The organism is Chloroflexota bacterium (assembly GCA_038040195.1).
Taxonomy (GTDB): domain Bacteria; phylum Chloroflexota; class Limnocylindria; order QHBO01; family QHBO01; genus DASTEQ01.
On sequence record JBBPIR010000001.1, the window covers coordinates 83237 to 108774 of the forward strand.

28 protein-coding genes are annotated in these 25538 nt (G+C 68.9%); 13 read left to right on the forward strand and 15 right to left on the reverse strand.

Annotated features, from left to right (window positions below; all coding sequences use genetic code 11):
* The 4 genes from AABM41_00450 (at position 1) to AABM41_00465 (ending at position 5655) form a co-directional block, all read left to right on the forward strand.
* Entirely contained in the window at positions 1 to 780 is a 780-nt protein-coding gene (locus AABM41_00450) for a hypothetical protein (protein ID MEK6190773.1), read from the forward strand.
* Between the two features lie 303 nt (positions 781 to 1083).
* The gene (locus AABM41_00455) at positions 1084 to 2934 is read left to right on the forward strand and encodes an EAL domain-containing protein (protein ID MEK6190774.1); all 1851 of its coding nucleotides are present in this window, start codon (positions 1084 to 1086) and stop codon (positions 2932 to 2934) included.
* A gap of 36 nt (positions 2935 to 2970) precedes the next feature.
* Positions 2971 to 4626: an adenylate/guanylate cyclase domain-containing protein gene (locus AABM41_00460; GenBank protein ID MEK6190775.1), complete on the forward strand. Its 1656-nt coding sequence runs from the start codon at positions 2971 to 2973 to the stop codon at positions 4624 to 4626.
* A 93-nt stretch (positions 4627 to 4719) separates the two neighbouring features.
* Entirely contained in the window at positions 4720 to 5655 is a 936-nt protein-coding gene (locus AABM41_00465; protein MEK6190776.1) for a DMT family transporter, read from the forward strand.
* On the opposite strand, the gene AABM41_00470 is transcribed toward AABM41_00465, so the two are convergent.
* The 3 genes from AABM41_00470 to moaA form a co-directional block, all read right to left on the reverse strand.
* Positions 5652 to 6386 carry a DUF6498-containing protein gene (locus tag AABM41_00470; protein MEK6190777.1) on the reverse strand — a complete coding sequence of 245 codons (735 nt, stop codon included), beginning with the start codon at positions 6384 to 6386 and terminating at the stop codon, positions 5652 to 5654. The two genes, AABM41_00465 and AABM41_00470, sit on opposite strands and share 4 nt — an antisense overlap.
* Positions 6387 to 6560: 174 nt before the next feature.
* Positions 6561 to 6965 carry a nuclear transport factor 2 family protein gene (locus AABM41_00475; protein MEK6190778.1) on the reverse strand — a complete coding sequence of 135 codons (405 nt, stop codon included), beginning with the start codon at positions 6963 to 6965 and terminating at the stop codon, positions 6561 to 6563.
* A 23-nt stretch (positions 6966 to 6988) separates the two neighbouring features.
* Positions 6989 to 8095 (reverse strand): GTP 3',8-cyclase MoaA, encoded by a 1107-nt coding sequence (gene moaA / locus AABM41_00480; protein ID MEK6190779.1) that lies wholly within the window; start codon positions 8093 to 8095, stop codon positions 6989 to 6991.
* Positions 8096 to 8158: 63 nt separating this feature from the next.
* Here moaA and AABM41_00485 point away from each other — a divergent pair, with 63 nt between their 5' ends.
* Complete coding sequence (locus AABM41_00485) at positions 8159 to 9148, forward strand: TIGR03557 family F420-dependent LLM class oxidoreductase (GenBank protein MEK6190780.1); 990 nt, start codon at positions 8159 to 8161, stop codon at positions 9146 to 9148.
* A gap of 179 nt (positions 9149 to 9327) precedes the next feature.
* Complete coding sequence (locus AABM41_00490) at positions 9328 to 10203, forward strand: alpha/beta hydrolase (GenBank protein MEK6190781.1); 876 nt, start codon at positions 9328 to 9330, stop codon at positions 10201 to 10203.
* A gap of 1 nt (position 10204) precedes the next feature.
* Here the strand turns inward: AABM41_00490 and AABM41_00495 are convergent, their stop codons facing one another.
* A complete protein-coding gene (locus AABM41_00495) occupies positions 10205 to 11431 on the reverse strand; it encodes a thiolase family protein (GenBank protein MEK6190782.1) in 1227 nt (408 codons plus the stop codon).
* 67 nt (positions 11432 to 11498) lie between these two features.
* On the opposite strand from AABM41_00495, the gene AABM41_00500 reads away from it, so the two are divergent.
* The 4 genes from AABM41_00500 to AABM41_00515 all read left to right on the forward strand — a co-directional run bounded on the left by AABM41_00500 (position 11499) and on the right by AABM41_00515 (position 15942).
* Complete coding sequence (locus AABM41_00500) at positions 11499 to 12962, forward strand: FAD-binding oxidoreductase (protein MEK6190783.1); 1464 nt, start codon at positions 11499 to 11501, stop codon at positions 12960 to 12962.
* A 230-nt stretch (positions 12963 to 13192) separates the two neighbouring features.
* Entirely contained in the window at positions 13193 to 14248 is a 1056-nt protein-coding gene (locus AABM41_00505) for an extracellular solute-binding protein (protein ID MEK6190784.1), read from the forward strand.
* Between the two features lie 27 nt (positions 14249 to 14275).
* Positions 14276 to 15136, forward strand: a complete 861-nt coding sequence (locus AABM41_00510; GenBank protein MEK6190785.1) for an ABC transporter permease — start codon at positions 14276 to 14278, stop codon at positions 15134 to 15136.
* A complete protein-coding gene (locus AABM41_00515) occupies positions 15133 to 15942 on the forward strand; it encodes an ABC transporter permease (protein MEK6190786.1) in 810 nt (269 codons plus the stop codon). The genes AABM41_00510 and AABM41_00515 overlap by 4 nt, the downstream gene beginning before the upstream one ends.
* Positions 15943 to 16149: 207 nt before the next feature.
* On the opposite strand, the gene AABM41_00520 is transcribed toward AABM41_00515, so the two are convergent.
* From AABM41_00520 to AABM41_00540, 5 genes are all read right to left on the reverse strand, one after another.
* The gene (locus tag AABM41_00520; protein ID MEK6190787.1) at positions 16150 to 16368 is read right to left on the reverse strand and encodes a DUF2277 domain-containing protein; all 219 of its coding nucleotides are present in this window, start codon (positions 16366 to 16368) and stop codon (positions 16150 to 16152) included.
* 204 nt (positions 16369 to 16572) lie between these two features.
* Positions 16573 to 17223, reverse strand: a complete 651-nt coding sequence (locus AABM41_00525) for an HAD family phosphatase (protein MEK6190788.1) — start codon at positions 17221 to 17223, stop codon at positions 16573 to 16575.
* Complete coding sequence (locus AABM41_00530) at positions 17223 to 18428, reverse strand: 3-hydroxyacyl-CoA dehydrogenase NAD-binding domain-containing protein (protein ID MEK6190789.1); 1206 nt, start codon at positions 18426 to 18428, stop codon at positions 17223 to 17225. The genes AABM41_00525 and AABM41_00530 overlap by 1 nt, the downstream gene beginning before the upstream one ends.
* The gene (locus tag AABM41_00535; GenBank protein ID MEK6190790.1) at positions 18425 to 19210 is read right to left on the reverse strand and encodes an enoyl-CoA hydratase-related protein; all 786 of its coding nucleotides are present in this window, start codon (positions 19208 to 19210) and stop codon (positions 18425 to 18427) included. Before AABM41_00535 ends, AABM41_00530 begins: the two co-directional genes overlap by 4 nt.
* Before the next feature lie 27 nt (positions 19211 to 19237).
* Positions 19238 to 19807, reverse strand: coding sequence for a CGNR zinc finger domain-containing protein (locus tag AABM41_00540; GenBank protein ID MEK6190791.1), 570 nt, complete (start codon positions 19805 to 19807; stop codon positions 19238 to 19240).
* Between the two features lie 138 nt (positions 19808 to 19945).
* Here AABM41_00540 and AABM41_00545 point away from each other — a divergent pair, with 138 nt between their 5' ends.
* Positions 19946 to 20134: a hypothetical protein gene (locus tag AABM41_00545; GenBank protein MEK6190792.1), complete on the forward strand. Its 189-nt coding sequence runs from the start codon at positions 19946 to 19948 to the stop codon at positions 20132 to 20134.
* A 47-nt stretch (positions 20135 to 20181) separates the two neighbouring features.
* Positions 20182 to 20673 (forward strand): nuclear transport factor 2 family protein, encoded by a 492-nt coding sequence (locus tag AABM41_00550; GenBank protein ID MEK6190793.1) that lies wholly within the window; start codon positions 20182 to 20184, stop codon positions 20671 to 20673.
* On the opposite strand, the gene AABM41_00555 is transcribed toward AABM41_00550, so the two are convergent.
* The 4 genes from AABM41_00555 to AABM41_00570 are packed head-to-tail and all read right to left on the reverse strand — an operon-like array spanning position 20589 to position 22932.
* Positions 20589 to 21371 (reverse strand): enoyl-CoA hydratase-related protein, encoded by a 783-nt coding sequence (locus AABM41_00555; protein MEK6190794.1) that lies wholly within the window; start codon positions 21369 to 21371, stop codon positions 20589 to 20591. The two genes, AABM41_00550 and AABM41_00555, sit on opposite strands and share 85 nt — an antisense overlap.
* A gap of 10 nt (positions 21372 to 21381) precedes the next feature.
* Positions 21382 to 22341: an enoyl-CoA hydratase/isomerase family protein gene (locus tag AABM41_00560; GenBank protein ID MEK6190795.1), complete on the reverse strand. Its 960-nt coding sequence runs from the start codon at positions 22339 to 22341 to the stop codon at positions 21382 to 21384.
* 20 nt (positions 22342 to 22361) lie between these two features.
* Positions 22362 to 22673, reverse strand: coding sequence for an EthD family reductase (locus AABM41_00565; protein ID MEK6190796.1), 312 nt, complete (start codon positions 22671 to 22673; stop codon positions 22362 to 22364).
* A 10-nt stretch (positions 22674 to 22683) separates the two neighbouring features.
* Positions 22684 to 22932 (reverse strand): ferredoxin family protein, encoded by a 249-nt coding sequence (locus tag AABM41_00570; protein MEK6190797.1) that lies wholly within the window; start codon positions 22930 to 22932, stop codon positions 22684 to 22686.
* A gap of 65 nt (positions 22933 to 22997) precedes the next feature.
* On the opposite strand from AABM41_00570, the gene AABM41_00575 reads away from it, so the two are divergent.
* Positions 22998 to 23882 carry a dihydrodipicolinate synthase family protein gene (locus tag AABM41_00575; GenBank protein MEK6190798.1) on the forward strand — a complete coding sequence of 295 codons (885 nt, stop codon included), beginning with the start codon at positions 22998 to 23000 and terminating at the stop codon, positions 23880 to 23882.
* Here AABM41_00575 and AABM41_00580 read toward each other — a convergent pair.
* On the reverse strand, positions 23879 to 24976 hold the full coding sequence (locus AABM41_00580) for an adenosine deaminase (protein ID MEK6190799.1): 1098 nt from the start codon (positions 24974 to 24976) through the stop codon (positions 23879 to 23881). The two genes, AABM41_00575 and AABM41_00580, sit on opposite strands and share 4 nt — an antisense overlap.
* Positions 24973 to 25530, reverse strand: coding sequence for a 2-oxoacid:acceptor oxidoreductase family protein (locus AABM41_00585; GenBank protein ID MEK6190800.1), 558 nt, complete (start codon positions 25528 to 25530; stop codon positions 24973 to 24975). Before AABM41_00585 ends, AABM41_00580 begins: the two co-directional genes overlap by 4 nt.
* Between the last annotated feature and the right edge of the window lie 8 nt (positions 25531 to 25538).

Sequence of the window (25538 nt, forward strand, 5' to 3'; positions counted from 1 at the left end):
ATGTCTCAGCCATTCAAGCTCCTGGGCGGCGCGGCCGCCCTGATCACCGCCGCCCTGGTGGGCGGCACCCTCATCGGTTCTGTCCTTGCTGCGCCGGGCTCCACCGCCAGCGACGACCGGCTGCTGGCGGTCGGCGAGGACCCGTCCGGCGAAAAAGGCGAGTACTGCCAGGTCTTCCTCGACACCTTCGCCGAGGAGCTGGGTGTGGGGACCGATGAGCTGGCACCGGCCGCCAAGGCCGCATCGATCGCCGCCATCAACCAGGCTGTCGAGAATGGCGACCTGACCGAGGAGCAGGGCGCCGCGGCCATCGAGCGGATCAACAATTGGGACGGCACCGGGTGCGCGTTCATCGGCTTCCACTTGCGGCACGGGGCGCATCACGGCGCCCGGGTCGAGTTCATGTCCGGGCTGTTCGAGTCCGCGGCCAAGTCCCTTGGCATGGAGGTCAGCGAGCTCCGCGAGGCGCTCGCGGATTCGACTCTCGAGGAGGTCGCCGAGGCCCAGGGTGTCGACTACGCCGATGTCGTCGCGGCAGCCCTGGCATCGGCCAAGGCAGATCTCGACGCAGCGGTCGAAGCCGGCACCATCACGCAGGACAAGGCCGATGCGATCTACGCGCGGCTGGAGACCTGGCTGAACGAGGGGGGCATCGGGAATTGGGGCGAGCGTGACGGCCGCCCGGGACCGGGCCGCCCGGGACCGGGTCGCCCGTTCTTCGGCCCGCCAAGCTCAACCGATGGCTCAACCGATGGCTCCGCGGAGGGAACTTCCGCCTAGGCTCGAGCCGTCTTATTGCCTGAGGGCCGCCCTGGCTGTGGGGCGGCCCTTTTGGTAATCGACCAGGGAGGCGCCTGGCGCCGAAGGTGGCTGTATCACAGCTCTTCGTGCTATCGCGCCACACGATGTCACGAAAGCTTGTGACACGTAGCTAGCCACTCCGCAGAGGAGCCCGGGTCGATCCGACGGGGTCAAGCCACCGGGTCGAGCCACCGGGTCGAGCCGCCGGGGTCGAGCCGGGTACTTCTGGGTGACTCGTGTGGGGGATTCTGACGCAGTCCGGTGCGGCCGTACGATCGGGCCATGGCTGCGGTAACCCGTCCCCACGCGGCGCTGGCCGGGCTCGCCTTCGGCGAGACGCTGGCCGATCCAACCGGTATCCGCCGGCTGCTCCGCCACTACCTGGCGCGACCGGTGACGGCGATGTTCGTGGCCGCCCCGCTGGTGAGCGCCGTCCTGGGCCTGGGAAACTCACCGCTCCTCCTCACACTGAGCGGCCTGGCGGCCCTCCACCTCGCCACCGACCTGCTCCTGGAGCGGGCTGGTCATCCCGTCTCACCAGACCGACTCCTCCAGCTGAGCCTGATCACCTGGCCGGCGGGATTCGCCGTCATGGGCGCGGCGGGCTGGACCCCGTTGACAGGCGAATTCCACGGCGAGCTCATCGTACTGGTCGGCGTGGTGGTGGCCGGCTTCGTGGGCATCGTCACCCAGCCTGTCACCGCGGTGTTGTGGGGAGTGGCCGCCCTGGCGGCGCTGGGCCTGGGAGCCTCGCTTGAGGGACCGGTGACCGGCGAGACGATGATCGCGGCGGCGTCCATCGCGGTCGGCACGTTCTTCGGCTCCGTGCTGGGCGCGATCCTCGAAGGGTTCCTCGACCGTCGTCGCCACCTGCTCCAGGAGATGACGCGGATTTCGTCAGGCGGCGATCCGTTCGTGATCGCGTCGTCGTTCATCGACGCCCTCACGCGCTGGACGGCCATCCGCACCGCCTCGCTGACGTGGTTCACCGAGGACGGACGCTCGGTCCTGCTCGCGATCCGGGGTGAGAATCTGCCGCCGGCACTGACCCAGGGCAACACGCTCCCCGAGCAGCGCAACGAGTACATGCGCCGGATGGCGGCCAACGGCCCGTGGATCACGGGATGGGCGGTCAGCGACGACGACGAAGCCTACTCCCGCGCCGTTGCCGCAGCGGGCATCAGCACCACGGCCTACCTCCCGATGGTGCACGAGGGCCGCCTGCTGGGCGTGCTCGGCGTGGCCCAGGGCGAGGCAACCGGCGGCCGGGCCACCATTTCCGAGGAGTTCCCGATCCTGGTCGAGGTGGCGGAGCACGCCACGACGGCCCTGGGGCCGCGACTGGCCGATTCGGAAGCGCGCGCCACCGCCTCGGAGATGCTCGACACCGTCCTGGAGCGGCGCCTGTACTGGCCGGTCTTCCAGCCCATTCGCGACCTGTCCTCCGGTGAGATCGTGGGCTACGAGGGGCTCAGCCGCTTCGACGCCCCGGTGTCGACCGGGCATCTGTTCCACCAGGCCGTGATCATGAACCGGCTCCACGACCTGGAGGTCGCCACCCTGAAGGCAACGATCGACGCCTCGCAGTCCCTGCCGTCCGACTGCTGGCTAAGTGTCAACAGCTCCCCCCACCTGCTGACCGATACCGAAACCCTGGCCGCGATCCTGGGCTCGACCAAGCGCCCAGTGGTGATCGAGCTGTCCGAGCACGAGCTGGTCACCGACTACGAATCGATCGCCTCGGCGCTGGAACGTCTTGGTCCGTCCTACAGCCTGGCGGTCGACGACGCGGGGGCAGGATTCGCGAGCCTGCGCCACATCCTCGAGGCGCGCCCTGCCTATGTGAAGCTGGACCTGGCGCTGGTCCAGGGGCTGGCGGAAGACGCCACCCGTCGCGCGTTGGTGGCAGCGATGGTCCACTTCGCGGCCGAAGCGGGCTTTACGCTCATCGCGGAGGGCGTGGAATCGAAGGCCGATCTCAGGGCGTTGCGGGTCCTCCGCGTGCACATGGGCCAGGGTTTCCTGCTCGGGAAGCCGGAACGGATCCGGGAAGTGGGCTTCCGCCCGACCCTGAGTGCGGCGGAGCGGCGGACCGCGACGGGGCAGCCAATGAGGACGGGCCCGCAAGGGTAGACCCAGCCCGACGCGGGGCGCACCATGCGTCCGACCATGGAGCGCCCCCTGTCTTCCAGAGCGCTGACGCTGATCTGGCTGGCGGGGTTGGGGCTCAGCGTCGCGGCCAGCAGCCTCAGCGCGGCCAACGGGCGGCCGCCCGGGGTGTTCCTGCCGGTTGGAATCAGCAGCGCTGTATACGTCACGTCCGGGTACGCCATGGCCCGCCGGCGCCCCGCGAACCGGATCGGGTACCTGCTCGGCGCGATCGGGTTGTTCCAGGCCGCGCAGGTGGCCCTTCGACACCTGATCCCGGTGACCGAGGTCGCCAACGTGGCACTGGGCCCGGTCGGACCGGTGATCCTGGCCTATGTCTTGCTCGCCTACCCGTCCGGCGTGTTGGCGGGACGGATCGAGCGCTGGGCTGTAGGAGGCATCGCCCTCACCTTCGCCTTGCTCGCGGTTGCCACGGTGTTCACCGTTGAGCCGGTCGCGCACGGGACCAGCCGCTGCCCGCCCTGTGTTCCGAATCCGCTGCGGATCACCGACCTCGGGGTGTTTCCATTCATCGACGACCTGAACTCGGTGGCGGTCGTGGCGTCGGGCCTCATCGTCTCGGTCCTGTGCTTCCGCCGCTGGTGGTTGGCGCGAGAGGCTGCTCGCCGGGTGTTGGCCCCGGTCCTGTTCGGCGGAATCGTCACCGGGTTGGGCTTCGCGGTCATCGGAATCGTTTCCGCCGTCGGGCTCGATTTCTCCCTTGGGGCCCAGGTCCTCCTGCTACTCCAGATCCTGATCCCGATCGCCCTGGCCGTGACCTTCGTGTACGTGTACGCGGCTCGCGGCGCAGTGTCGGGAGCGGTGGTCCAGCTGGGAGCGAGTCCCCGGACCGAGGCGCTGGAGGACGCCCTGCGCCATGCCCTGGGGGATCCGGAGCTGATCGTCGCGCGCTGGTCAGCTGCGGCCGGGGCGTACCTGGATCGGGAGGGGCAGCGGGTGGACCTGGACCGGCTGGACGTGGCGCGCGCGGCGCTCCGCCTGGAACGCGAGGGTCAGCCATTGGCGACCGTTGTCCATGACGCGACTCTGAACGTGGATGCCGAGCTGGTGGCGACCGTCGCGGACGCGGTCCGCTTCTCGGTGGAGTCGACTGAGCTCCGCGACCAACTGCGGGCCCGTGGCGGGGACGTCGCCAATCTTCCGCGGGGCGAGGTGACGTTCCTGTTCGGCGACCTCGAAGGCTCGACCGAGATGCTGTCCGCGCTGGGCGATGCCTACATCGACGTCCTGGCCGAGCTGCGACGGATCGTGCGCGAGGTGACCGACCGATTCGGCGGCCGCGTGGTTGACGCGCGAGCCGACGAGTGCTTCCTCGCCTTCGCCGATCCGAGCCAAGCCATGGTCGCGGCAGGCGAGATCCAGCGTCGGCTAGGGGATGCGATCTGGCCTGCCGGGGCGGCACCGCGCATGCGGATTGGGCTTCACTGCGGGACGCCTGATCTCACGGCGGACGGATACGTGGGCATCGACGTTCATCGGGCCGCGCGGGTGATGGCCACCGCCCAGGGTGGCCAGATCGTGGCATCGGCCACGGTGGCGACCGCGGTGGGCGAGCGCGTCCCGCAGGGCGTGAACCTGGTGCCCCTTGGCTACGTCAGCCTGAAGGGGATTTCCGAACCGGAGTTCTTGTACCGGGTGGTGTCGGCGCCAGACTGATACCGGCGCCAGACTGATACCGGCGCCAGACTGATACCGCCGCCAGAGCCCAGACCTCACATCGGTCATCATTCCGCCGTTATGACTGGTGGAATGGTGACCTCGCGTGTCGACTGGCTGATCTTCCTGGCCCTGGGCCTGATGTGGGGCAGCAGCTACCTATTCATCAAGATCGGCGTCGAAACGCTCACGCCGTTCACGCTGATCGCGCTTCGGCTCGGGATCGGACTGATGGTGCTGGCTGCAGTCGTGGCGGTGGCTCGCGAGCCACTCCCCCGCAGCCCGCGGATGTATGGCCACCTGGTCGTCATGTCCATCGTCAGCGTTGCGCTGCCGTTCTTCCTGATCACGTTCGCCGAACAAACGACCGACTCGGCGCTGGCGGCCATTTTCGGTGCGTCAGTCCCGCTGTTCGTCATCGTCATTGCCGCGATCTTCCTGCGCGACGAACCGATCACGGTCAACCGGCTGGCCGGCCTGGCCATCGGCTTTGCCGGGGTGCTCATCCTCGTCAGCCCAGGCCTCGGCGCCGCCATGTCCGGCTCGAACCCGCTGGGCGAGATCGCGCTCATCGGTTCGTCCATCTCGTATGCCGTGGGGGCGGTGTACGCCCGGCGGAACGTCCGCGAGCTGCGACCGATGATCGCGGCTGTCTTCCAGGTGGGTTTCGCGTTCGTCATCACCTCGGTGCTGGCGTTGGTGCTCGAGCGGCCTTTTGCGACCGTCGTCCGCCCCGACACCGTGATCTCGGTCCTGTGGCTGGGGATCCTCGGCTCGGGCCTGGCCTACCTCGCCTTCTTCCGCCTGCTGGGTCGGTGGGGCGCCACGCGCACGTCGCTGGTCGCCTATCTCTTGCCGGTGGTCGGCATCGCGCTGGGCGTCCTGGTGTTGAGCGAGCAGATGGATGCCCGGATCCTGCTCGGGACGGCGCTCGTGATCGGCGGTGTGGCGCTCGTCAACAGCCGATTCGGGCAGCGGCGCCTGTTCGGTCGTGCGGACGCGGAGCCCGCGGCTGGGCCGAGGCCCTAATCGTTCGGGACTGGGACCGCCTTCGACGGCTGGTGCTGGCGCAGGTGGAAGGCCAGGTCCAGGGCGGTTTTCCCAACGATCAGCACCAGCAGCGACCCGACCGGCGTGCCCAGGAAGATGCTGACGAACGCGCCCAACAGGATGGTGAGGTGCATGATCACCAGCCGTCCGTAGGGCTGGGTCATGACCTGGGCTGGAGACAGCGTTCGGTATTCGCCCCGGCCAAGGTAGTTCGTCCAGAACGAGACGCCATGGCTGATGGACAGACCGATGGCGCCCAGAGCCAAGACCCCGAGATCGATATTGGGTCCGGTCAACGGAGCCGGAATCGTTCCATTGGGTCCGAGGGACGGGTCGCTGGCGATCGCCGGGATCAAGGTGAAGACGAACACGCCATGGACAACCCAGAACAGGCCGTAGTGCATGGCGAAGAACCCCGCCACAGCGACGCGGCCCCTCGAGTTGAACGAACTCATGGGTCGGCCGTTCAGGGTCCAGCGAAGGGACGAGGGCGCCGTGCCCTCGGCGCGCAAGATCTTCAGGATGTTGATGACGCCCACTACCCCGTTCTCGACCCAGTACAGGGCCAGGATGAGCAGCAGGTCCCAGCCGAGCCACAGGACGCCGGCCAGGGGGACGAGGTTGAAGAGCACGAGCAGGGCGGCGGCCGTGGCCGACGAATTGACCCGATAGGCGTCGAACGCCCGTTGCAGCAGGCTCCGCGCAGGCATCGGCTGGGTGCTGGTCACGGTGTCACAGCCATTCGTGCTATCGCGCTACACGATGTCACGAAGGACTGTGACGCGATGGGCAAGGTGGGGCTGAGGCCGGCTGCAAGGAGGGGCTGAGGCCGGCTGCAAGGTGGGGCTGAGGCCGGCTGAAGCCGGGATTCCCGAGCCGCCTGGTCAGCCGCCACCCCAGGCCGGAGGCCGCGGACGCATCGAATCGGCGCCGTTCCAGGCGTCCCATTCCTCGACCACCAGGCCGTCGGCGTCGAACTGCAGAAGCGAGATGCCGGCCAGGGTCACCGGCTCGTCGTTCTCGATCTGGGTTGCCCACCACGGGACCGCCGCCCGGTTGCCGTCGACCACCGGATCGCCGAACCAGGCGGTGACCGTGTGCTCGGACGCGAACGACTGGGTCACATACTCCCGCGCGCCGTCCAGGCCTCGGTACGGCTCGCGGAACGGCTCGGCCCAGTACTCGCAATTCGGGGCGTAGAGGGTCAGCACCGCCTCAACGTCCCGTTCCTCCCACCCCCGCTGCCAGGTCTGAGCCCACCGTTGGGCCGCCGCTCGGATATCGTTCAACGGGCGACCTTTGGCATGGGTCCCTAACCGCCGATCTGCGACATATTACGGGGAGGTGGCCGGAACCCAGGGTCCCCGATGTGGTGCTTCAACTCCTTGTTCCAGGCCGCCTCGCGGACGAGCTCCTCCAGGGCGGCGTCTGACGCTCCGGCGCGCATAGGTCCGCGCAGATCGGTCTCGTCGATACTGAACAGGCAGGTTCTCAATGTCCCCTCGGCGGTCAGCCGCAGCCGATCGCATGCGTCGCAGAACGGCTCACTGACCGGGTTGATGAAGCCGATCTCGCCCACCCCGTCCGCAAACCGATACACCCGGCTGGTCTGGGCCGGGTCGGCCATGGGCACCCGCTCCAGCGGAAGCCAATCCGACGGGACCGATGCCTCCAGGGCTGCCTTCAGCTCGGCTCCGGTCAGGACCGAGTCGGGCGACCAGCGGCCGCCCCCGTCCAGGGGCATGAACTCGATGAAGCGGACCACGTAGCCGCGCGTGCGGGCCAGCTCTGCGAAGGCCCGGACCTCGCGGTCGGTGGTGTCACGGAGGGCGACGGCGTTGATCTTGATCGGTCGGAGCTGGGGGTAGGCCTCCGCCGCACGAAGACCGGCAAGGACCTGCGCGAGCGCGTCGCGGCGCGTGATGTCGCGGAAGGTCTCGGCCACCAGCGAGTCGACGCTGACGTTGAGCCGCTGGAGGCCTGCCTCGGCCAGGGCGGCGACGTGGCGCTCGAGCAGGAACCCGTTGGTGGTGAGTGACAGGTCAGTCAGGCCGTGGGGTTCCATGGCCGCCAGGCGACGCACGATGTCGGGCAGCTCACGCCGGACGAGTGGCTCCCCGCCGGTGAGCCGCACGTTGGTTATCCCGAGCCGGACGAGGAGGCCCACCAGGCGCTCGATCTCGCCGGGGGTGAGCAGCTCCCCGTGGGGCAGGAACGTCATGTCCTCCGAGGGCATGCAGTACAGGCAGCGGAACTGGCAGGCATCGGTGACTGACACGCGCAGCGCGCGCAGCGTCCGCCCGAAGCCGTCGACCAGCGGCCCCTCCCCGTGGGCAGGGGCCGTGGCGGGCGTGGGACCGATGCCGTTTCCGTGGGTTGCGCCTGGCAGCCCCGTGATCTGGGTCAGAACCTGCGCCATGGGTACAGCCTGCCAGACCGTTGTTACGCTTGCACGACGTGGTGCTCAGGTAGGCTTCGCGTCATGACGAAGGTCGGCTACGCGGCCATGCTCGAGCAGTTCCATCCGACCGAGCTGTTGGGATGGTGCGAGCAGGCGGAGGCGGCCGGGTTTTCGGCCGGCTTCATGGTCAGCGAGCACTTCCACCCGTGGACCCCGCAGCAGGGCCAGGCCGCCTTCGCGTGGGCCTTCATGGGGGCGCTGGGGCAGCGGACGTCGCTGCCGTTCGGGACGGCGGTCACGACGCCGGGGTTCCGCTACCACCCCGCGGTGATCGCGCACGCCGCCGCCACGATGGGAACCATGTACCCCGGACGCTTCTGGCTGGGGCTTGGGGCCGGGGAGGCGCTCAACGAGCACGTCATCGGCGGCGAGTGGCCGGAGATCGGCGTCCGGAGCAGCATGTTGTTCGAGGCCATCGAGGTCATCTCCAAGTTGTTCTCCGGGGAGGTGGTCAAGCACGACGGGGAGTACTTCACGCTGGAATCGGCGCGGCTCTACACCCGACCCGAAAAGCCGGTACCGATCTACGTGGCCACCGCCGGGCCCTACAACGCCAAGCGAACCGGCCGATGGGCGGACGGGATGATCACGGTGGGAGCGGCGGACGAAAAGCTCGAGATGCTGTGGGCCAAGTTCGCCGAGGGCGCCACGGGGGCGGGCAAGGACCCGGACACCATGCCCAAGCTGCTCCAGATTCACGTGTCGTGGGCCGATACCCAGGCCGAGGCAGAGGCCCAGGCCATTCGCGAGTGGCCGAACGGCGGGATGCCATTCGCCAAGCAGGACATCCGCAACCCGGAGGACTTCGCGAACATGGCGAAGCTGGTCCGCCTGGAGGACTACGCCAACCGGATGCTCATCAGCGCCGACCTGGACGAGCACGCCGCCGCGTTGCAGCGCTTCGTGGAGATGGGGTTCTGGGAGGTCCACGTCCACAACGTCGGCCGCAACCAGGCGGAGTTCATCCGCGCCTATGGGGAGCGGGTCCTGCCCCAGCTCAAGCTCGGCTGACACTGGGGTTCGGCTGACACTGGGGTTCGGCTGACGAAGGCGAGGCGTGCGCGGCTGAGCGCGGCTGAGCGCGGCTGAGCGCGGTATCACAGTCATTCGTGCTATCGCGGTATCGTGCTGCACGATGTCACGAATGCTTGTGAGCATTCACTATGGTCGGCCGTGTGCTGGCTGAGCCGATGACTGAACCGACCTTCCTGCCCACCCCGGACGGCCGGGCGCTGGACGTCTACCTCGCGGGACCGCTTGACGGGATCCCGCTCCTCTTCCACTTCGGCACGCCCTCATCCGGGCTGCCGTTCGACCCAGCGGTGGAGACCTTCGCGACACGCGGACTGCGGCATGTGAGCTTCAGTCGAGCCGGGTACGGCTCGTCGACCCGTCGACCGGGACGCTCGGTAGCCGATGTGGTCGACGACGTCGGGAGCGTGCTGGACCATATCGGTGCCGAGTCGGTCTACGTCATCGGCTGGTCGGGCGGCGGGCCGCATGCCCTGGCCACTGCGGCGCTCATGCCGGAGCGGGTCAGGGGGGTGGCCCTCATCGGTGGGGTTGCCCCGTATCCGGCCGAGGGTCTGGATTGGACCGCCGGCATGGGCGAGGAGAACATCGAGGAGTTCGGAGCCGCGCTGGAGGGACCAGAGGCGCTGATCGGGTTCAAGGAGCGGGCCTTGCCGGAGCTGGTCAAGGTCACCGGCCCGCAGGTCGCCGATGCCTTCGGGGACCTGATCGATGACGTGGACCGCGGGTCCTTGACTGGCGAATTTGCGGAGTGGATTGCCGCGTGCATGCGGGACGCGCTGCGCGAGGGGTACTGGGGCTGGTTCGACGACGACATGGCGTTCATCAAGCCGTGGGGCTTCGACCTGGATTCCCTTCGCGTGCCAGTCCACGTCTGGCAGGGGGGCCACGACCGGATGGTGCCCTTCGCCCACGGGGAGTGGCTGGCGGCGCACATTCCCACCGCCCGGCCTCACCTGCTCCCCGAGCATGGCCATCTCAGCCTGGCCGTGGACTCCCTCCCTCTAATAGTCGACGAGCTGCTGGCCGACTGAGCTACTCGACCGATACCCAGACGGTGGCGATCCCCTGCCCAACGCCGATGCACATGGTCGCCAGCCCGTAGCGGGCCCCGCGACGGCGCATCTCGTGGGCCAGCGTCGCCACCAGGCGAGCGCCGGAGGCGCCCAGCGGATGACCGATGGCAATGGCCCCCCCATTGACGTTAACCTTCTCCGCATCCAGTCCCAGCTCCCGCATGCACGGCAGCGATTGCGCGGCGAAGGCCTCGTTCAGCTCAACGAGGTCAAGGTCGCTCACCGACAGGCCGGCACGCGACAGGGCGAGGCGGGACGCCGGGACGGGGCCCAGGCCCATGGTTGCCGGATCCACGCCGGCCACGGCGGACGACCGCATCCGGATCATGGGACGCAGGCCTGCCTCCCGCGCGCGGGCCTCGGACATGACCACCACCGCCGCCGCCCCGTCGTTGATCCCGCTGCTGTTCCCCGCGGTCACCGAACCCGACTCGTCCTTCCGGAACGCCGGCTTCAGGCCGGCCAGCTGCTCCAGGGTCGTTTCGGGTCGCGGGTGCTCATCACGGTCCACTACCACCGTCTCGCCCCGCTTCGGCCCCGGCACCGATATCGGTATGACCTCGTCCGCAAACCGACCGGCCTCCAACGCGGCCGCCCACCGCTGGTGCGATGTCAGGGCGAATCGGTCCTGGTCCTCGCGCGAGACGCCCACCCGCTCGACCACGTTTTCGGCGGTCTCCCCCATGGAGTACGGGTAGTGGACATCGGCCAGGCGTGGGTTTGTGAAGCGCCAGCCCAGGGTCGTGTCGTAGATCGTCTGCTCGCCACGCGGGAACGCGGCGGAGGGCTTGGCCATGACCATGGGGGCGCGGGTCATGGACTCGGAACCGCCCGCGACGAAGACCGCGCCGTCGCCCGCGGTGATGGCATGTGCCGCCGCCACGATCGCCTGCATCCCCGATCCACACAGCCGATTGACCGTCTGCCCGGGGACCGATATCGGCAGCCCCGCCAACAGGACGGCCATCCGGCCCACGTTGCGGTTGTCCTCGCCGGCCTGGTTGGCGGCCCCGATGATCACGTCGTCGATGGACTCCGGATCCAGGCCGGCTCGCTCAACCACCGCACGGATGACGTGCGCGGCCATGTCATCGGGGCGAGCGTTGGCCAGCGCTCCGCCGTAGCGGCCGAAGGGGGTCCGCAGCCCGTCGACGACGACCGCTGTCCGCGCCGGATCGGCATTCACCGCGACAGTATGCCCGCAGCCAGGCGAGTGCCAGGGGCTAGCATCGGGCCATGGTGATGGCCAGCTGATGGCGGACCGATCCTGGCCGCTGCCGATCCCCGGAATCCGGCGGGCATGGTGGCTGCGCGAGGCGCTGACCACCGAGGCGGCCGCGGGTCGGGTCGCGCCCGCTCCCCCGCTGGTGGGTGTGGCGAGCGCGGAGGTCGCGATCATCGGCGGCGGGTACACCGGGATGTGGACCGCCTACTTCCTGACCGAGCGGGCACCCGGGGTGCGGATCGTGCTGCTGGAACAGGACATCTGCGGGGGAGGGCCGTCGGGACGGAACGGAGGCTTCGTCCACGGCTGGTGGGTGCAGCTCCCCTATCTCGTGAAGCGGTACGGCACCAAGGCCGCGATCGAGATCGCGGATGCCGCCGACGAGGTGGTGGACGGGATCGGGGCGTGGTGCGCGCAGCACGGCGTGGACGCCTGGTACCGCAAGGCTGGCTCACTGGAGGCCAACGCGTTTCCGGCGGTCGACAGCGGCTTCGAGGCCACCGCCGCCAGGTTGGAGCGACTGGGCGCCGGCGGCCAGCTGGCCGCCTGGGATGCGGCGGCGGTCCAGCAGGTGTGCGCCTCCCCCGCGTTCCGCGACGGCCTATGGATGCCGAGCGCGGCCTCCATCCAACCCGCCCGCCTGGCCCGCGGCCTGCGCCGCGTGTTGCTGGAGCGTGGCGTGACGATCCACGAGAACACCCGGGTCCGACGGTTGGACGCGCACGCCGGCACCGGCGCGCCCGGGCAGCCCGGCGTGCGGATATGGACCGATAACGGATCGGTAATCGCCCACCAGGCAATCTTGGCCGTCAATGCCTGGGCCGCCGGCTGGCCCGGACATCGACTCCGACTGCTGGCCTGGGGCAGCTACATGGTTGTGACCGAGCCCATCCCCGACCGGCTGGAGGCGCTGGGCTGGACCGGCGGGGAGCTGCTCAGCGACACCCGCTTCACCATCAGCTACTTCCGCACTACGGACGACGGGCGGATCGCCTTCGGTGCGGGGGTGGGCGCGGCCGGCTTCGACGGCCGCATCGGTCAGACCTTCACCCACGACCGGCAGGCCATCGCCCGGGTGGTGGCCAACTTCGACCACCTGTTCCCGATGCTGCGCGACGTCCGGTTCGAGGACGCCTGGGGGGGACCGATCGACATCACGGCCGACCGCTTCCCGGTGATCGGGTCGCGGGACGGGGGCCGCGTCCACTATGCGTACGGGTTCTCCGGCAACGGGGCTGGGCCGGCGCGCCTGGCCGGTCGCGTCCTGGCTGCCCTGGTTGACGATCCCTACGACCCGCTGGCTCGGCTGGCGATGGTCGGCCGCGGGCAGCGGATCCTTCCGCCCGAGCCATTTCGCTACATCGGGGCGCGGCTCATCCGCGAGGCCCTTATTCGGCGCGACGACGCCCTGGACGCCGGCCGTCGGCCGGGCCTCTTCATTCGTGCCCTGGCCCGCGTTCCGAGCTTGCTCGGCTATCGGTTCGAGCATTAGGCCGGCGGAGGAGGTGGTCGTTCGAGCGACCCCCGCCGTATCACAGGCGTTCGTGCTATCGCGCTGCACGATGTCACGAAGGAGTGTGATACGCGGCCATCGGCGCGCGGATGTGTCGGGCATCAGTTGGCCACGTCGGCCACTCACCGGAAATCCGTTGACCCGCCGAACGGCCCCGGCGTAGCATCTCCGCCACGACCGGGGATCCCTGGCCGAAGAGGAGGTTGGTTGTGCTCGCCCGTACCCGCCGCCTGCGCGTTGCGCTGGCCACATTCGCCACCACCGCGTTGGTCCTCGCCTCGTGCCAGGGAGCGGAGCCCCAGGAGCTGCTCGTCCTCGAATGGTCTGGCTACGAGGCACCCGACTTCTGGACCGACTTCCAGACCGCGAATCCGGAGGTAGCCCTGGACTGGGAATACGGCGCCACGGACGCCGACATCCTGGCCCTGATGCAGGCCGGCAGCCAGGCTGACATCTTCCATTTCTATACCGGCTGGCAGCAGTTCTACGTCGACGAGGGCCTGGTCCGAGAGATCGACACCAGCAAGCTGACCAACTGGGATGCAATCCCCGCCGACATGCAGGCCCTGGGCCAGATCGACGGCAAGCAGTACTACATCCCATGGGACTGGGGCTTCACCTCCATCCTCTACAACACCGAGCAGGTTCCCGAGGTCACCAGCTGGGACGCGCTGTTCAACGAGGACTACGCCGGTCACATCTCGATGTGGGACGACGGTCCGGGAGCGGTGACGGTCTCGTCGTACATCCACGACTACGATGAGACGGCCATCACCCAAGCGCAGCTGGCCGCCATCGAACAGGAGTGGAAGGACCAGAAGCCGCTCAACCTCCACTACTGGTCCGGGGAGCCGGATTTCTGTCCCGAGGTCGTCAGCGGGGAGATCTGGGTCGCCTACGCCTGGCAGGGCTGTTACGCGACGGCGCTCGGCGAGGGCGCACCGGTGGCTTATGCCGACCCGGTCGAGGGCAGGAACAGCTGGGTCGGCCTGTACGGCATCAGCGCCGACACCGATAGCTACGAGTTGGCCCTCAAGTTCCTGGATGCCAAGCTGGCCGAGCTGACATGCGGCAACCTGGTCACCCTCTACTACTACGGCTGCGCGAATGGCGACGTCATGGCCGCTGTCGACGACCCGTTCCTGATCGACGTCTTCAGCCTCGACGACCCGGCCGTTCTCGAGCGGACGAACTTCACGCCGATCATCACCGCGGAGCAGCGGGACGCGTGGTCCGCGATGTGGACCCGGGTCGCGGCGGACTAGCCGCCGGGGGAAGACCGGCGTAGACCGATGTTGGGGCGGCGAGGAGCGCTTCGCTTCCTCGCCCTCCCCCCATACGTCTGGCTGGGGCTGTTCTTCGTTCTGCCGCTCGTCCTCATCGTCGCCATCTCGTTCCGCCCGGAAACCGGACCGATCGACTTCGATGACCCCTGGAGCTTGTCGTTCATCCAATACGAGCGGGTACTGGAGACGCCCGCCTATCTGCGGTTGCTGGGGATATCGGTCCTCATGGCCCTGGCGGTGGCGGTATCCGCCACCGCGCTCGCCTATCCGGTGGCCTATTTCCTGACCTTTCGAGCGCGGGACCGGGCAACCCTGTACCTCATCCTGTTGCTGATCCCGTTCGCCACGAGCTACCTCCTGCGGGTGATGGCCTGGCGGCTCATGCTCGGCCAGGAGGGGGCGATCAACTCGTTCCTCCAATTCGTCGGCCTGACGAGCGGGCCGTTAGACCTGCTGCTCTACTCCCGGGCGGCGGTCGTCATCACCCTGGTCTACGTCTGGATTCCGTTCGCGGCACTCCCCATCTACGCCGCCATGCAACGGATCGATCGCGCCCACCTGGAGGCGGCCGCGGACCTGGGTGCCGGGCCGTGGAGCCGGTTCTGGCGGATCACCGTCCCCCTCAGCCTGCCCGGCGCGCTTGCCGCGTTCTTCATGGTCTTCATTCCAACCGTCGGGGAGTACGTGACCCCGTCCCTGGTGGGCGGGACGGAAGGGATCATGTACGGCAACCTCATCCAGGACTTCTTCACCAGCGCCGCCAACTGGGCGTTGGGGTCGGCGTTCTCGGTGATCATGCTGCTGGTCACCCTGCTCCTGGTCGTGGTCGCGCTGCGGGTCGTTGACCTACGGCGGGTGGCGACGTGACGGCGACGCGGACTCGGAGCGCGGTCGGCGTGGGCCGGACCCGGGTCCCGCTACGGGCCACGTACGTGGCCGTGCTCCTGCTCCTCTACTTCCCGATCGCGCTCCTTGCCGTCTTCTCGTTCAACGAGAACACCATCCTGATCTTCCCGCTCAGCGGGTTCACCCTGGAACGGTACAGCGAGGTCTTCAGGGACGCGGGTCTCATCGAGGCGGCTCGCAACTCGCTCGTGGTGGGGGTCATGGCGGCAACCCTGGCGACCCTGATCGGCTTCGCGGTCAGCGTGGCGGTCGTTCGCTTCCGGTTCCGTGGCCGAGCGGGGCTGGTTGCTCTGGCGGGGCTGCCGCTGATCGTGCCGTTCGTCGTCCTGGGCGTCTCGCTCTTCTTGCTGTTCATCTTCCTCGACATCCCGCGCTCGCTGCTGACGATCGCCATCGGTCACACGGTCGTGGCCGTGCCGTTTGCGACGTTGATCCTGCTGGCGCGGATGATCGGCCTCGACCCGAACCTCGAGGACGCCGCCATGGACCTGGGCGCGACCTACCGGACCACGCTCCGCCGAGTGGTAGTGCCACTCATGGGGCCGTCACTCCTGTCGGCGTGGCTGACGTGCTTCATCGTCTCGTTCGACGAGGTGGCGATCGCCCTGTTCCTGGCCGGCGGGGATCCCACCTTCCCGATCTTCCTTTACGGGCAGCTGCGGTTCGCTCAGCGGGTCCCGGTCCTGATCGCCATGGCGGTCCTGCTGATGATCGGGACGGTGACGCTGACCCTCATCGCCTTCCGACTGGGCCGCCGCCGGGCCTAGGTCGCTCGGCGCGTTCCATTTTGTTCACCACACGGACGTATCGGCCAAGAAGGAGGTCGAACCGGCCGCGATCTGCCTCTGCGTGGCCGTTTCTGTCACCAGGTGACCATTTCGGCCAAGAAGAGCAGTGATTTCGAGTCAAACCGCATCAATGTTGGCCGTTATGTCCACCTGGTGAACATTGGCCTTCGCCGCCGCCGCTGAGGGTCAGTGGCGGTGGGCCGGGTGGGTTGAGGCCACCGCATCCAGGAGCCGCCGAGAGGCGAGGGCCACTTCGGCCACGGCCTCGTCGAATGCACCCTCGTTGGCAGCCGACGGGCGGCGATACCCGCTCACCTTTCGCACGTACTGGAGCGCGGCCGCGGTGATGTCGTCGTCCGGGGCTACCTCGGCCCCGTCCCGGAGGACGTGAATGGATCTGCACATGGAGCCTAGCGTAGCGCGGAGGTGGCAATCCCGCGCGCGGTGACGACGGTGGCAACCCCGCACCAGCAGTCGTTCTGGGTGCTGGGCGTCGCGTCACAGCAGTTCGTGCTATCGCGCTGTCGTGCTGCACGATGTCACGAATGCCTGTGATACCCGGTGGCCCCCCCGGCGGTGGCGCCCCGCGAGCGGCACACCCGCTCCGGATCAGAACTCGGGGATCAGCTCCTCGAGCGAGTCGATGACCCGATCCGCGGCGGCGACATCGGTCTCGGCGAACTGCGGCACCGCGATGCATGCCAGCCCGGCAGCCTTGGCCGCCGCCACCCCCGCCGACGAGTCTTCCAGCGCCAGGACGTGCCGCGGCTCAACTCCCAACCGCTGGCAGACCAGCAGGTAGATGTCGGGGGCCGGCTTGGAGTGGGCCACGTCATCCGAGGTCACGATCACGTCGAAGACATCGGTCAAGCGGGCCGTGGCCAATGCGGCATCCACAAGCCGCCGAGGCGAGTTCGAGGCCAGGGCCAGTGGCAGCCGGCCGCGCAGGCGCGCGACCAGCTCCAACGCTCCAGGGCGCCCGGCCACGTCCACCTGCAGGGCCTCGTACATGGAAAGCACCATCTCCTCGACCAGGGCCGGACCACGCTCGGGCGGCTGACCCAGGCGCTCGGCGAAGTAGCGGGCCGTGGTGTCGAATGCGGTCCCGATCACGGCCATCTTGTCCTCGCGCGTGAACACGGCGCCATGGGCGGCGAACAGCTGCTCCTCGGCCGCCTGCCACACGACCTCGGTGTCCAGCAGCAGCCCGTCCATGTCGAAGACCACCGCCCGATACCGATGCGGAGGCTCTGCACGCATCAGGCGGCGTCGAAGAAGGACCCGCCACTCCCCGCCAGGGAGCGCAGGAGCGGCACCACGGCGTATCGGGCATCGGGGGCAGTGCCCGCCAGCGCGTCGAGGGTGCCACTCACACGCCCCAGGCCCAGGCGCTCGCCCCAGGCCAGGGGTCCCTCGGGCCAGTTGGTCCCGAGGCGCATGGCGGTGTCGATGGCCGCCGGGCTGGCGGTCCGATCCTCCACCGCGGAAGCGGCCTCGTTGACGACCGTGGCCAGGACCCGGTCGCGGATGGCATCCGCGTGGAGTGGCTCCGTGCCACGAGGCGCCGAATCCGGAGCGAGGCCCGCCCAGGGAGCGCCCCGTTCCCCATCGGTCCCATAGTCGTAGAAGCCCGCGCCGGCCTTGCGGCCCAACCGCCCGGCCTCCACGAGGACCCGCTGCACGGCGTGGGGCATGTAACGCGGCGCCCGCCCGAACGCCTCCCACACGCTCTCGCTGACGGCCAGGTTGACGTCCAGGCCGATGGTGTCGATGAGCTCGAAGGGGCCCATCCGGAACCCGGCCGCTCGCATGGCGGCGTCAATGGCCGGGGCCTCGGCCGCGCCCTCACCCAGGATGCGGAGCGCCTCGAGGTAAAAGGGGCGCGCCACCCGGTTGACGATGAACCCGGGCGTGTCCGCCGCCTCGACCGGCGTCTTGCCCAGCTGGCGCGCCAGTGCCGCCGCGGCCTCCACGACGTCCCGATCGGTACCCGAGGCGCCGATGACCTCGACCAATGCCATCAACGGGACAGGATTGAAGAAGTGCATCCCCACCACTCGCCCCGGGCGGGTCGTGGCCTCCGCGATGCGCCCCACGGACAGCGACGAGGTATTAGTGGCCAGGATGGTCGAAGGAGCGGCCGCGGCATCCAGCCGTCGGAACGCGTCGCGCTTGAGGTCCAGCTCCTCGGGGATGGCCTCGATCGCGAACTCCGCGGTCGCCAGATCGGCCACCGACTCGGCCTCGTGGATGCGGCCCATGGCGGCCTCGGCCAGGCCCGCGTGCAGCTCGCCCTTGGCCACCCGTCGCTCGAGGAAGCCGCCGATCCGGTCACGCGCTCGCTCGTACGCCCCGGACACCGGATCGAGCAGCGCCACCTCCAGGCCGGCCTCGGCCGCGACCTGGGCAATCCCCGCTCCCATCGTCCCGGCGCCCAGGACCCCGATGCGCTGGATGTCCCTCAACGGCCGGTGAAGCGCGGGTCGCGCTTCTCGGCGAATGCGGTCACGCCCTCGGCATGGTCCTCGGTCCGTCCGGCCAGCTCCTGGAGCTCGGCTTCCAGCTTCAGGCTGGCGGTCAGGTCAGCCTGTTCGGCCTGGTTGATGGACCGCTTGGCCAGTCCGATGGCCGCGGTTGGGGCCGCCGCCAGGCGACGCGCCACCTCACGCACCCCATCCGCAAAATCGGTCGCCGGAAAGACGCGGTTGACGAGCCCCGCCTCGGCCGCGTCGGCGGCCGACATCGGTTCACCGCTGAAGATCGTTTCTGCAGCCCGATGGCGACCGAGGGTCCGAACCAGGGATCGGGTCGAGCCCGAGTCGGGCACCAGGCCGATGCGGACGAAGGCCTGGATGAAGCGCGCGTCCTCCGAGGCGTAGACCAGGTCGCAGGCCAGAGCGATGCTGACCCCGGCCCCGGCGGCGACCCCGTTCACGGCCGCGACCACCGGTTTGGGCAGCTCGCGGAGGGCGGTGATGAGTGGGTTGTACTCGTCGGTCAGGACGCGGCGGAACTGGCGTTCGCCGCTGCCGGCGCGCAGGTCTGCACCCGAGCAGAAGCCGCGACCCTCACCCGTGATGACCAGGCAGCGCACCGCGTCGTCGCGCCCGGCGGTTTTGACCGCCGCCAGCAGCTCGCGGCGCATGGTCGCGTTCATCGCGTTGAGCGAGTCGGGGCGGCTGAGGGTGATGGTGCCGACGCCGTCGGCGAGGGTCCAGCGGATGGTCTCGTACGCAGGCTCGGCCACGAGACCGATTCTAGCCAGCCGCGCCGGCTAGTCTGCCGCGCTCCCCGCATGGCGCTGGCGAAAGGTGCGGCCCTTGATCCGGTTGCCGCAGATGGCCATGGTGCACCACGCCCCGGAATGGTTCCGGGAGTGGTCGTAGAACGCCCACTGGCACTCGTCGTTGCGGCATACCTTGAGCCGCTCCCAGGTGCCCAGGGTCATGGCGTCGTAGATCGTCCCCAGCAGTCGGGCCACGGCGGGGGCGATGCCCTTCCCGCCGTCCCCATCGAGCCGCGCCCCGCCATTGAGGCGCATCCGCAACGGGTAGCGGGCCGCGATCCGGTCGAGCCGTGGGCGCGCCTCGGGTTCGTTGGCGTGTCCCGCGTTGGCGGCCAGGACGTCGCGGAGGGTCTCGCGGAACGCGCGGGCGGTCGCCAGGTCACGCTCGGTGAGGCGCCGGCCGGCAGGCAGGAGGGCGCGCTCCGCCATCCACGCCGACAGGTCGCCCGGCGAGGAGAAGCCCTCCCCGTCCGATTCCACGTCAAAGGTGTTCACGAACTGGCGAACCAGCTCCAACTCGCCCGGCGCTGGCTGACGGCGGGCGGAGTCGGTGGCCACCGGCACCGTCATTGGTGTCGCCAAATTTCCTCTCCCGGTGTCACCGAATCACCACCGAACTGTGTTGACAGGTTAGGTCTAACTGTCATACGATATACACAGGTTAGCACAGCGTCAATCACAACGAATGCAGGAGCGATGTTCCAGATAGAGCACCCGGACGACTTTCTCCTCCGCTTCGACCAGAATCGGCGGCGGATCGAGGAGCGCAACCGGCTGATCCGTGCCCTGCGCGGATCCGCGCCGCCGTTCAGCGAGGCCACTGAAGCCCGGCTCCGATCGGTGATGCGCGACCAGCTCCACGCACAGACCGAGACCGGACGATGACCCAGCTCTGGGCCCCAGTCCACGTGGAAACGAAGGAGGCGTACCCGATGAACCGAGCTGACGTCGAGCATTGGCTGGACCGATACCGACACGCGTGGAGCACGGACGACCCGAAGGACATCGCCGCGCTCTTCACTGAGGACGCGACCTACTCCCCGTATCCGTGGCCCCGTGACGAGCGGACCTGGCACGGGCGCGACACGATCATCGAGAAGTGGATCGGTCACGGAGACGCGAAGGCGAAGTGGCAGTTCGAGCATCGGATCGTGGCCGTGGACGCGGACACGGCCGTCATCGAGGGCTGGACGACCTATGCCCCCACGACTGAGACCCCGTACGAGGACGCCTACGCCAACATCTGGGTCATCCGCTTCGCGGACGACGGGCGCCCTTTCGTTCGCCGAGTGGTGGGTCCAGCGCCCCGTCCCGAACGAGGGCTGATCACTTCAGCGCTTCAGCGGCCCTTGAAGTTGGGGTCGCGCTTCTCCAGGAAGGCGGTCATCCCCTCCTTCTGGTCGTCGGACGAGAAAAGCAGATAGAACAGGCGGCGCTCGTGCGCCAGCCCATCGGTCAGGCCCATCTCGAACGCGGCATTGACCGATTCCTTCGCCAGGCGAAGGGCCAGCGGCGCGCGCTTGGCGATCTCCGCCGCCAGGGCCAGGGCATCCTCGACCAGCAGCTCGTCGGTCACGACTCGTGAGACAAGGCCGATGCGCTCCGCCTCCGCGGCCGTGATCGGCTCGCCGGTCAGGATCATCTCCATCGCCTTGCTCTTGCCGATGGCTCGCGGCAAGCGCTGGGTCCCGCCGGCGCCGGGCATGACCCCGATCTTGATCTCGGGCTGACCGAAGCGGGCGCTCTCCGCGGCGATGATGATGTCCAGGGCCATCGCCAGCTCACAGCCGCCGCCCAGGCACCAGCCGGCGACCGCCGCGATCACGGGCTTCGTGATCTTGCGGACCCGATCCCACTGCGCGATGCGGTTCGTGCGCAGCATGTCGATGGGCGAGGCACCGGCCATCTCCCCGATGTCCGCGCCCGCGGCGAAGGCACGCTCGCTACCGGTCACCACGATGACCCGGACCGCTTCGTCGCGGTCGAGCTTTTCCAGCGCCTCGCACAACGCGTCCATGGTCGGCCCGTTCAGGGCGTTCAGCTGCTTGGGACGATTCAGCCTGACGAGGGCGACCCGGCGCGCCTCGTCGAGTTCGACCAGGACCAGAGGCTCGTCGCTCATCCGCTTCTCGTCATGGGATGGACTCGAAGACCGAGGGGAGCTTGACCGCGCAGGCGCTGCAGTACTCCGCGTACGCGGACAAACCCGACTGACCACATTCCGGGCACACCCGACCGGCGCCTGATTGCAGGGACCGCAGCGCCTCCACGCGGGGCGGGCGCTTCTCGTGGAACGCGGCCACCGCCTCGCGGGTCTCGTCGTCAGTGGAGTGGAGGGCCAGCCACTCGCGGGCATGGGTCACGGTCTGGGCCCACACCAGGTCCTTCCACCAGTTGAGCTGGGTCTTCGTGTAGCGCAGCGCTTCCGGCAGCTTGCGGCGCAGGTTGGTGACCAGCCCGTCGACCGTGGCATCCAGCTCGCCGCGCGGCACGACCCGCGACACGAGCCCCCACTCCAGTGCCTGGCCGGCGGGGATCGGCTCGCACAGCATCAGGATTTCCCGCGCCCGCCGATCGCCGACCAGCAGCGGCAGCCACTGGGTGGCGCCACCCGCGGGCACCGAACCGTGCTCAGGTCCCACGTGCCGGATGTAGGTGTCGTCGGCCATGACCGCCAGGTCGCATGCCATCTGGAGCTCGTTGCCGCCTCCCACGCACGCGCCGTTTATGCGGGCGATGGTCGGCTTGCCGATGCTCCGCAGCCGGTCGTGCATCTCGATGAACGCCCCCATCCAGCGCCAGTACTGCCCGCTGGTGGCGCCCATGGCCGCTTGCTCGTCGAGATCCGCCCCGGTGCAGAACGCCTTGTCTCCTGCCCCGGTGACCACGATCACCGATACCGATTCGTCCCACGCCGCCTGTTCGAAGGCGGCGCCCAGCTCACGGAGGGTGCGGAAGTCGAACGCGTTCATGACCTGAGGACGATCGATCGTCACGGTGGCCACGCCGCGCGCGGCGTCGCGCGCGTATTGGATCCGGTCGAAACCCAGGCTGGCCGGATCGGCCGCGACCGGGGCTTCCGGTTCGGTCATGCGTATCGGTCCGGCATCGGTCAGATATCGGATTCGTCGTCCGCGACCAACATGGTCACCCCGGCGCTCGCGAAGTTGCGGAGGTCCCTCCCGCTCTCGACCCCCGCCTCCGAGGCCAGTGCGGCGTCCAGGTCGGCCCGGGAGTCGAAGGCCATCTCGGCGATCAGGTAGAAAGCAGGCGCACGACCGCCCACCCCATCGGTCCGGGTCAGGCGCAGGTCGCGAAGCCCCGGGTAGCGGCGGACGATGGGGACATGGGTATCACGGTAGTGGGCCTCGAACGCGGCCGGGTCCTCGGGGGCCGCGTAGAGGGCGATCAGGCGGACGGCCACGCGTCGGGGACTACTGTTTGGTCTTGAAGTAGTCGGCGTTGATCTGGATGTAGTTGGTCCACTGCCCGGGGGTCGCGTCCTCGGCAAAGATGGCGGTCACCGGGCATTCCGGCTCGCAGGCCCCGCAGTCGATGCACTCGTCTGGGTCAATGAAGAACATCGTGTCGTCATCGGTGGCATGGATGCAGTCCACCGGGCAAACATCGACGCACGACCCGTCCTTGACCCCAATGCACGGCTCCGTGATGACATACGTCATGCGCGGCCGATGGTACACCGATGCCTCCGCATCTACCCGGTCCGGCGTCGGGTACAGTCCGGCTCATGCTGATGCCGTGGTCGTTCGGCCACCCTCCGTTGATCGTCGCCGCCGCCACTCCGCTGACTGACGGCGGAACCACCCTGGACGAGGGAGCCATTGGACCGATGGTGGCCTTCCTGGAAGGCCACGGGGCGGATGGGGTGTTCTGCTGCGGGACCACCGGGGAGGGGATGCTCCTGTCGATGGACGAGCGGCGTCAGGCCGCGGTTGCGTTCCGTGCTGTGGTGCGGGGCAAGCTGCTGGTCCACGCGGGCGCGCAGACCACGGCCGACACCACGGCCCTGGCCGCCCATGCCGCCTCGATTGGGGCTGACGGCGCGGCGGTCATCCCGCCGCCTTACTTCCCACTCGATCCAGAGGCGCTGACGGAGCACCTCGTCGCGGCGGCGGCCGCGTGCGCCCCGCTCCCCTTCTTCATCTACGTCTTCACCCGGCGCAGCGGATACCCGCTGCCCACGGAGGTCATCCGCCGCGTCGGGAGGCGAGCCGACAACCTGGTCGGGCTGAAGGTGTCGGAGTCACCGTTCGCTGATGTCGCGCCGTACCTGGAGCTGGGCCTCCCCGTGCTCGTCGGCTCCGAGCCATTGATCGTCCAGGCCCTTGCGGCCGGGGCGGTGGGTGCGGTAAGCGGGCTCGCTGCCGCCTTTCCTGACGTGGTGCGCGAGGTGCTCGACGACCCGACTCCCTTCGGCGCTGGCCGCCTGGATGCCCTGCGCGGCACGATGGAGGCGCAGCCGTTCATCGCGTCCGTGAAGCACGTACTCGGCCGACGGGGAGTGCCGGTCCGACCCGATGTCCGGCCGCCACTTCGCCCGTTGACCGGCGAGCAAATCGCGCGGGTGGATGTGGCCCTGACCCAGGTCGAGCCGTCAGCCGTCGGGGTCTAGCCCGTCGCGATCTCGGCGGCCGCTGCGGCCGCCCGCAACCGGGCGTAACCCGGTTTGATCTGCTCGTTGATGACCCGGATCCGGCCATCGAAGGGCAGAAACGCGCTCTTGATCGCGTTCAGGGTCAGCCACTCCATGTCGTCCAGGCCGATTCCAAACGCCCGGACCAGGTTCGCGAACTCGTCGGTCAGGGTGATGCCGCTCATGAGGCGGTTGTCGGTGTTCACGGTCACCCGGAAGCGGAGACGCCGCAGCAGGTCGAACGGATGCTCGGCGATGGACCGCACCGCGCCGGTGTGGACGTTCGACGACGGGCACATCTCGAGTGGCACCCGGGTGTCGCGGACATAGGCCGCCAGCCGGCCCAGTGAGACGCGCCCATCCGGATGGACCGTGATGTCGTCCACGAGACGGACGGCATGCCCCAGGCGCTCGGCCCCGCACCACTGGAGCGCCTCCCAGATCGAGGGCAGGCCAAAGGCCTCCCCGGCGTGCAGGGTGAAGTGGAAGTTCTCGTGGGCGATGAGCTGGAACGCATCCAGGTAGCGGGTGGGTGGATAGCCTGCCTCCGGGCCGGCCATGTCGAAGCCCAGCACGCCGTGGTTGCGGTGACGGACCGCCAGCTCGGCGATTTCCACCGAGCGTGCCGCTTGGCGCATGGCACTGATCAGAAGGCCCGTGGTGATGGGGCGTCCCTCGGCCCCTCTCCGGAATCCCGCCAGGACCGCGGTTACCACCTCGTCCAGGCTCAGGCCGTTCTGGAGGTGCTGCTCCGGCGCGAAGCGGACCTCGGCGTACACCACGCCATCGGCCGCCAGGTCTTCGATGCACTCGGCCGCTACTCGTTCCAATGCCTCGGGCGTCTGCATGACGCCGACGGTGTGAACGAACCCCTCCAGGTAGTGTTCGAGGCTGGTGCCGTCCGCTCCGCGGCGGAACCAGGTCGCCAGCGCGTCGGGGTCGGTGGTTGGCAGGTCGCGGTACCCCGTCTCGGCCGCCAGCTCGACCACGGTCCGCGGCCGGAGGCCACCATCCAGGTGGTCGTGGAGCAGGGCCTTGGGCGCAGAGCGGATGGTCGCCAGGTCGAGGCTCACGGGGTCGTGGCGGCCTCGTTCATCTCGAACCGCGACGGCGGCGCGGCGGCCGCCAGGCGTGCAATCTCGGCATCGGTTAGGTCGAACCCAAAGCGAATGGCCGCCACGTTTTCGTCCTGGTAACGCCGCGGTAACGAGCTGCGAATCGCCTCCTCGTCGTACTCGATGCCCGCCAGACGGAGAAGCCGGCCGAGCGCGATCATGTTCCCGAACAACTCCTTGCCGAAGTGCTCGGACCCCAGGGAGGCGAACGGGATCTGCTCGTCGCCGGGCAGCCCCAGGCCCAGGTCGGTGACCACCTTGCGGCCGCTGATCCGCAGGTGCCCGCGGTCGGCCAGACGGAGCAGGATGTCGGCCTCCTCGACCACCGGGTTGTCGATGGGCGTGTCGCTGAACGTGACGAACGCGTCGGACATGGAGCCGCGAACCGAGGAGTCGTAGTCGAACAGGACCGTCACCTGCTTGCCCATCCGGGCCAACAGCGTGCCCAGCACCCCGGCGATGAGTCGGACTCCCTGGCCACCAACCCCGTCGAGCGCGATACGGGTCGCCATCCTGCCCC